We start from the raw sequence: 5,052 nt of genomic DNA, 5'->3' as shown, positions 1-5,052 counted from the left end.
GCCAGCGCCATACAGATCGAGGATCAGGACTCCCCAAAGCGCTGCGGTCACCTCGCGGGCAAGGGCTTGATCCCGTTGGCCGAGATGGCGGGCAAGGTGCGCGCCGCCTGTGACGCGCGGATCGACTGCACCATCATCGCCCGCACCGACGCCATCGCCGTGGAGGGCTTCGAGTCTGCGCTCGAGCGGGCTGCGGCCTATATCGAGGCCGGCGCCGACGTGGTCTTCGTCGAGGCGCCGCGCACCGTTGAGGAGATGCGGCGCGTGGTGGCGGCGCTCGGTGCTCGGGCCCCGCTGGTGGCCAACATGGTTGAGGGCGGCAAGACCCCGATCCTGACTCTTGAAGAACTCGGCGAGCTCGGTTTCCGGCTGGCGATTTCGCCGGGGGCGATGGTCCGCGCCATTATCCCCCATGTTGAGGCGTTCCTGGCCAGTTTGAAAGCGCATGGAACCACCAAGCCCTTCGCGGACCGGATGACCGACCTCGCCGGCGTTAATGAACGGATTGGCCTTGAGGAGATGATGGCGCTGGGCGCGGCCTATGATCCCAAGGCCCGGCAGGCGGCGGAATAGGCGCGTCCGTGGTCGCCGATCCCAACCTCTACGACTATTGGCCCTATCGCGACCGGCCCAGGATCGTGTGGCCGGAAGGCAAGTCGTTGGCTTTCTGGATCGCGCCCAACATCGAGTTCTATGAGTACGACCCGCCGAAGAACCCGCAGCGTTCGGGATGGCCTAAGCCTTCGCCCGATGTCGTGGGATACTCTCAGCGCGACTGGGGCAACCGGGTCGGTCATTGGCGCCTGATGGAGCTGATGGACAAGTACGAGGTGCGGGGCTCGATCTCGCTCTCCATCGGACTGATCGACCACCACCCGGAGATCATCGAGGCCTGCGTGGCGCGGAACTGGGAGTTCTTCAGCCATGGCATCTACAACACCCGATACTCCTACGGCATGACCGAGGCGCAGGAGCGCGCGGTGCTCGAGGACTGCATCGCCACGGTCCAGCGCGCGACGGGTCAGCGCATCCGGGGCTATCTGGCGCCGGCGCTCACACATACCGAGCGCACCCTGGACCTGATCGCCGAGTACGACTTCTGGTACACCTGCGACCTCTTCCAGGACGACCAGCCCCAACCCGTGAAAACCAAGACGGGTCGGCTGATGTCGATGCCGTACTCACTGGAGGTCAACGACGTCATCACATACGGCGCGCTGGCCATGTCGCCCTGGCGCTATGCCGACGTGCTGAAGCGCCACTTCGACCAGTTGCTAGAAGAGGGCGCCCGGAGCGGCACGGTGATGTGTATTCCGCTGCACGCCTATCTGGTCAGCCAGCCGCACCGCATCCGCGCCTTCGAAGACGCGCTCGCCCATATAACGGGGCACAAAGAGGTCTGGATTGCCACCGCCTCCGAGATCGCCGCCCACTACTGCGAGCACTATTGGGACCTGATGGCGGCGGACGTCGCCCGCCGAGGGCTGGCCACCGGCGGAACGGGGTTTGCAGCATGAGTCTGCCGCCCGATTACCTCTCATATCCGTATCGGTCCTACGGGATGGATCAGGATCGGTACGCCTGGCTGCCGGCGCCTGAGCGCGGGCCGCTGAGCGGGCCGGCGGTGTCGGCGATGATCGTTGTGCCCATCGAGCACCACACGCTGGAGCCGGTCGGCAAGCCCTTCAAACACCCGGGCGCGATGCAGACGCCGTATCCGGACCTGCGCCACTACACGACCCGCGACTACGGCAATCGGGTGGGCGTGTTCCGCATCCTGGACGTCCTGAAGGCCCAGGGCCTCAAGGCGACAGTTCCGATCAATGCGCGTCAGCTTTCACGCCTGCGTCCGCTGATCGACGCCGCCTTGGCCGACGGCCACGAGATCGCCGCCTACGGGCTCTCCACCGATCACATCCACTGGGGTGGGCTGGATCACGCCGAGGAGGCCGCCTGGGTCGCCGAGACGCGGGCGCGTTTCGTGGATGCAGGCCTGGCGCCCCGCGCATGGCTCAGTCCGGCGCGCCAGCAATCGTTCAGGACGCTGGATTTGATCGCCGCCGAAGGTTTCGACATCTGCCTGGACTGGGAGGTTGACGAGGTTCCCGTGACCTTCAGGACCGAGGCCGGGCCGGTGACAGCGCTGCCTCTGCTGAACGAACTGGATGATCGCACCCTGCTTATCGACCGCCGCCAGACCGAGGATGAGTGGGCCGATCAGATCCTCGCTGCCGCCAATCTTCTGGGCGAAGATCCTGCGAGGTTCGGGGCGCGCATGTTCGGCTTTACGCTCACGCCCTACGTCAGCGGCCAGCCGTTCCGGATCGCGGCGTTGCGGCGCGTTTTGGCGGGCCTCAAAGCCGCCGGCGTGCGGTGCGCGACGGCGACGGAGTTGGCGGCATGATCAAGCCCGATCGCCGGGGCCTGTTGGCGGCTGGGCTGGCAGGCCTTGCCGGGCCCTCGCTGGCGCAGACGCCGCAGCCTGAGCCCTATCTCGCCCTGGCGCTGCAGACCGCATGCGATGCGGTGAACGCCGATGCGACGCCCGAGGCCGCGCGCGCCCGGATCGGACGCGCTATCTCCCGTATCGGCGCCCAGGTTCGCGCCTCGGTGGGCTTCCTACGGGGGTTCACCGGGGTCGCGCCGCGGTTGGTGTTGCTGCCGGAATACGCCTTCACCGGCTTTCCGCAGGGCGAGAGCCGCGAGCTCTGGATCGCCAAGGCCGCCTTCGATCCGAAGGGGCGGGAGTATGCCGACCTCGCCACCCTGGCCCAGGGCGCCCGCGTGTTTCTGGTGGTCAACGCCTATGAGACCGACCCGAAGTTCCCGGGGCTCTATTTCCAGTCGACGGTGATCCTCTCGCCGGCGGGCGAGACCGTGCTGCGGTATCGGCGGATGATCTCGCTGTTCGCACCCACGCCGTTCGATGTCTGGGACCGCTTCCTCGATACCTATGGGTACGACGCTGTTTTTCCAGTGGCGAAGACCGAGATCGGGACCCTCGCGGCGATCGCCTCGGAGGAGATCCTCTATCCCGAGATCGCCCGTATGACCGCCCAGAAGGGCGCTGAGATCTACCTCCATCCCACATCCGAGGTCGGCTCGCCCGATTTGACTCCCAAGGAGATCGCCAGGCGGGCCCGCGCCGTCGAAAACATGGCGTATGTGGTCAGCGCCAACACCGGCGGCCTGATCGGCACCGCGATACCGGCGGCCTCGACCGACGGCATGTCCAAAGTGATCGATCCCAGTGGCCGCGTGCTGGCGGTGGCCGGGGAGGGCGAGAGCCTTGTGGCCAACGCCGTGGTCGATCTCGTCTCGCTGAGGTCTCTGCGTCGCCGCGCCGGAATGACCAACCTGATGTCGCGCCAGCCCTGGGGAGCCTATGCCCAGGGCTATGCCGAAGCGCCCGGCCTGAAGCCCGGCGAAGCGCCGCCGGACCGTGACGCCGCGTCGGGCCGGCAGGCTGAGACGATCCGGCGGCTCGTGGAGGCGGGCGTACTTCGCTGATCCGTCAAACTCGAGTCTGAGCCCAGGCCAGCGCCGCGATCCGGCAGGCGGAGGCGAGGGTGCGTTCACCTCGCCCGCGATCAATACCCACGATCGTCGCTGCGAGACTCTGGCCTCGCGCGGTCGCCATGGCCTCCAACACCGCCCAGAACTCCGGCTCCAAGGCGATCGAGGTGGCGTGACCCGAGAGCAGCACGGAACGTTTGCGGAGGCCGCTCATAGGGAATGCTTATGAAATCCGCGTCATGTTTCGCCAAGCCCCTTGAAATAAATGACGGGGGCGTCATCTTTGCTCCCAGACGAACGCACCAGGGGACTGCTCTCCGATGGCTATGACAGCCGACGCCTCCGACTTCCGCGCTCCCGCAAAGGAACTCGATACGACGAAGCTGAACTGGGGCCACGCCTGGCGCGCGCTCAAGAAGCTGATCGCAGACAAGGAGGACACCCGCCAAGTGTTCGAGATCATGCGGGCGCTGAATGGCAAGTCGATCGCTCAGGGCTATCACAAGCTGCTGGAGACGCCGGAAGGCGGCCGCATTGCGTTCGAGCGGCGCGAGTTCTCGGAACGCCTTATGGACGACGCCTGGCTCGACAGCCTGCCCGAGGGCAGCGTGGGCGCCGCCTATCGCACTTTCATCCGTTCAGAGGAGCTTTCGGCCTACGGTCTGGCCGATGTCAGCCGCGAAGGGGCCAACGATGTGGACGCCCCCCACCCCTACGCTTGGTTTGCGCGGCGCACGCGCGATGTCCACGACATCTGGCACATCCTGTCGGGCTATCACCGCGATGGCCTGGGCGAGGCCTGCCTCGTGGCCTTTTCCTACGCCCAGACCAAGGGTCTCGGATGGGCGTTCATCGCCTTCGGGGCCATGACGATGGGCAAGAACGGCGCCCCGAAGCACCCCTACAACCGAGCCATCCTCCAGGGCTACAGGCGCGGCAAGGCGGCCAAGTGGCTGCTCGGCCAGGACTATGAGCGCCTGATGGCGGAGCCGCTGGAGGCCGCGCGCGTGCGGCTCGGCATCACTCCGCCGACCATCTACGACTCGATCCCGCCGGAAGCCCGCGCAGCCTGATCAGACCCACCGGCGGCGCAGCCAGATCACTGGGCCGCTGAGCACCAGCAGCACGGCGCAGGCGGCGAACAGGTCATTCAGCCACTTGAACTGATCGTGGAAGATCACGCCAGCGTGGATGTCGGCCATGAACAGGTACCAGGTCGTGCCCGGCGCAGCGTGCTTGAATTCGATGCCTGCGCTCGGATAGGCCGCCGCGCCGTCTGGGGCGGTGTAGAACCCGCGGCTGCTCTTGAAGAGCCATTGGTCGGCGCGCCGGGTGGCGCTGGTCATCGCGGTCGGCGGGCCCTTGATCTGGCGCCAGACGCCGTCGCCTCCCACCTGCATCAGGTTCTCGCCGCCACCCCGACCGATGAACACCGCGTTCTCGGCGCGGAACAGATTACCCCCAGCGCCGGCGTCCGGAACGCTGTCATCGAGTTTCCAGGAGCGGCCGCCATCGCGGCTTTCCAGAATGCCGAAC

General features: G+C 66.6%; 7 protein-coding genes. 5 read left to right on the top strand and 2 right to left on the bottom strand.

Annotated elements, in window-relative coordinates; all coding sequences use genetic code 11:
- The 4 genes from ACIQ3R_RS15105 to ACIQ3R_RS15090 all read left to right on the top strand — a co-directional run.
- Positions 1-573 (top strand): oxaloacetate decarboxylase (locus ACIQ3R_RS15105; RefSeq protein ID WP_397419687.1); only part of this gene is annotated, 573 nt, incomplete at its 5' end.
- Between the two features lie 8 nt (positions 574-581).
- Positions 582-1,517 (top strand): polysaccharide deacetylase family protein, encoded by a 936-nt coding sequence (locus ACIQ3R_RS15100; protein ID WP_397419686.1) that lies wholly within the window; start codon positions 582-584, stop codon positions 1,515-1,517.
- Positions 1,514-2,404: a polysaccharide deacetylase family protein gene (locus ACIQ3R_RS15095; RefSeq protein ID WP_397419685.1), complete on the top strand. Its 891-nt coding sequence runs from the start codon at positions 1,514-1,516 to the stop codon at positions 2,402-2,404. The genes ACIQ3R_RS15100 and ACIQ3R_RS15095 overlap by 4 nt, the downstream gene beginning before the upstream one ends.
- Positions 2,401-3,510 carry a nitrilase-related carbon-nitrogen hydrolase gene (locus tag ACIQ3R_RS15090; RefSeq protein WP_397419684.1) on the top strand — a complete coding sequence of 370 codons (1,110 nt, stop codon included), beginning with the start codon at positions 2,401-2,403 and terminating at the stop codon, positions 3,508-3,510. Before ACIQ3R_RS15095 ends, ACIQ3R_RS15090 begins: the two co-directional genes overlap by 4 nt.
- Positions 3,511-3,514: 4 nt before the next feature.
- Here ACIQ3R_RS15090 and ACIQ3R_RS15085 read toward each other — a convergent pair whose 3' ends face one another.
- Positions 3,515-3,730, bottom strand: a complete 216-nt coding sequence (locus tag ACIQ3R_RS15085) for a ribbon-helix-helix domain-containing protein (RefSeq protein WP_397419683.1) — start codon at positions 3,728-3,730, stop codon at positions 3,515-3,517.
- 106 nt (positions 3,731-3,836) lie between these two features.
- Here ACIQ3R_RS15085 and ACIQ3R_RS15080 point away from each other — a divergent pair, with 106 nt between their 5' ends.
- A complete protein-coding gene (locus tag ACIQ3R_RS15080; protein ID WP_397419682.1) occupies positions 3,837-4,589 on the top strand; it encodes a Coq4 family protein in 753 nt (250 codons plus the stop codon).
- On the opposite strand, the gene ACIQ3R_RS15075 is transcribed toward ACIQ3R_RS15080, so the two are convergent.
- On the bottom strand, positions 4,590-5,052 hold a 463-nt coding region (locus ACIQ3R_RS15075; RefSeq protein ID WP_397419681.1), incomplete at its 5' end, for a hypothetical protein. It abuts the gene before it with no gap.

The sequence above is a fragment of the Phenylobacterium sp. genome (genome assembly GCF_044371015.1).
Lineage (GTDB): Bacteria > Pseudomonadota > Alphaproteobacteria > Caulobacterales > Caulobacteraceae > Phenylobacterium.
Note: the sequence above shows the minus strand (reverse complement) of the source record. Positions and strands in the feature narration are given on the sequence as shown.

What these genes read in the sequence shown, in the direction of transcription:
- ACIQ3R_RS15095 (WP_397419685.1), top strand. Translation starts at nt 1,514, where the DNA reads ATGAGTCTGCCGCCCGATTACCTCTCATATCCGTATCGGTCCTACGGG.
- ACIQ3R_RS15090 (WP_397419684.1), top strand. Translation starts at nt 2,401, where the DNA reads ATGATCAAGCCCGATCGCCGGGGCCTGTTGGCGGCTGGGCTGGCAGGC.
- ACIQ3R_RS15080 (WP_397419682.1), top strand. Translation starts at nt 3,837, where the DNA reads ATGGCTATGACAGCCGACGCCTCCGACTTCCGCGCTCCCGCAAAGGAA.
- ACIQ3R_RS15085 (WP_397419683.1), bottom strand. Translation starts at nt 3,730, where the DNA reads ATGAGCGGCCTCCGCAAACGTTCCGTGCTGCTCTCGGGTCACGCCACC.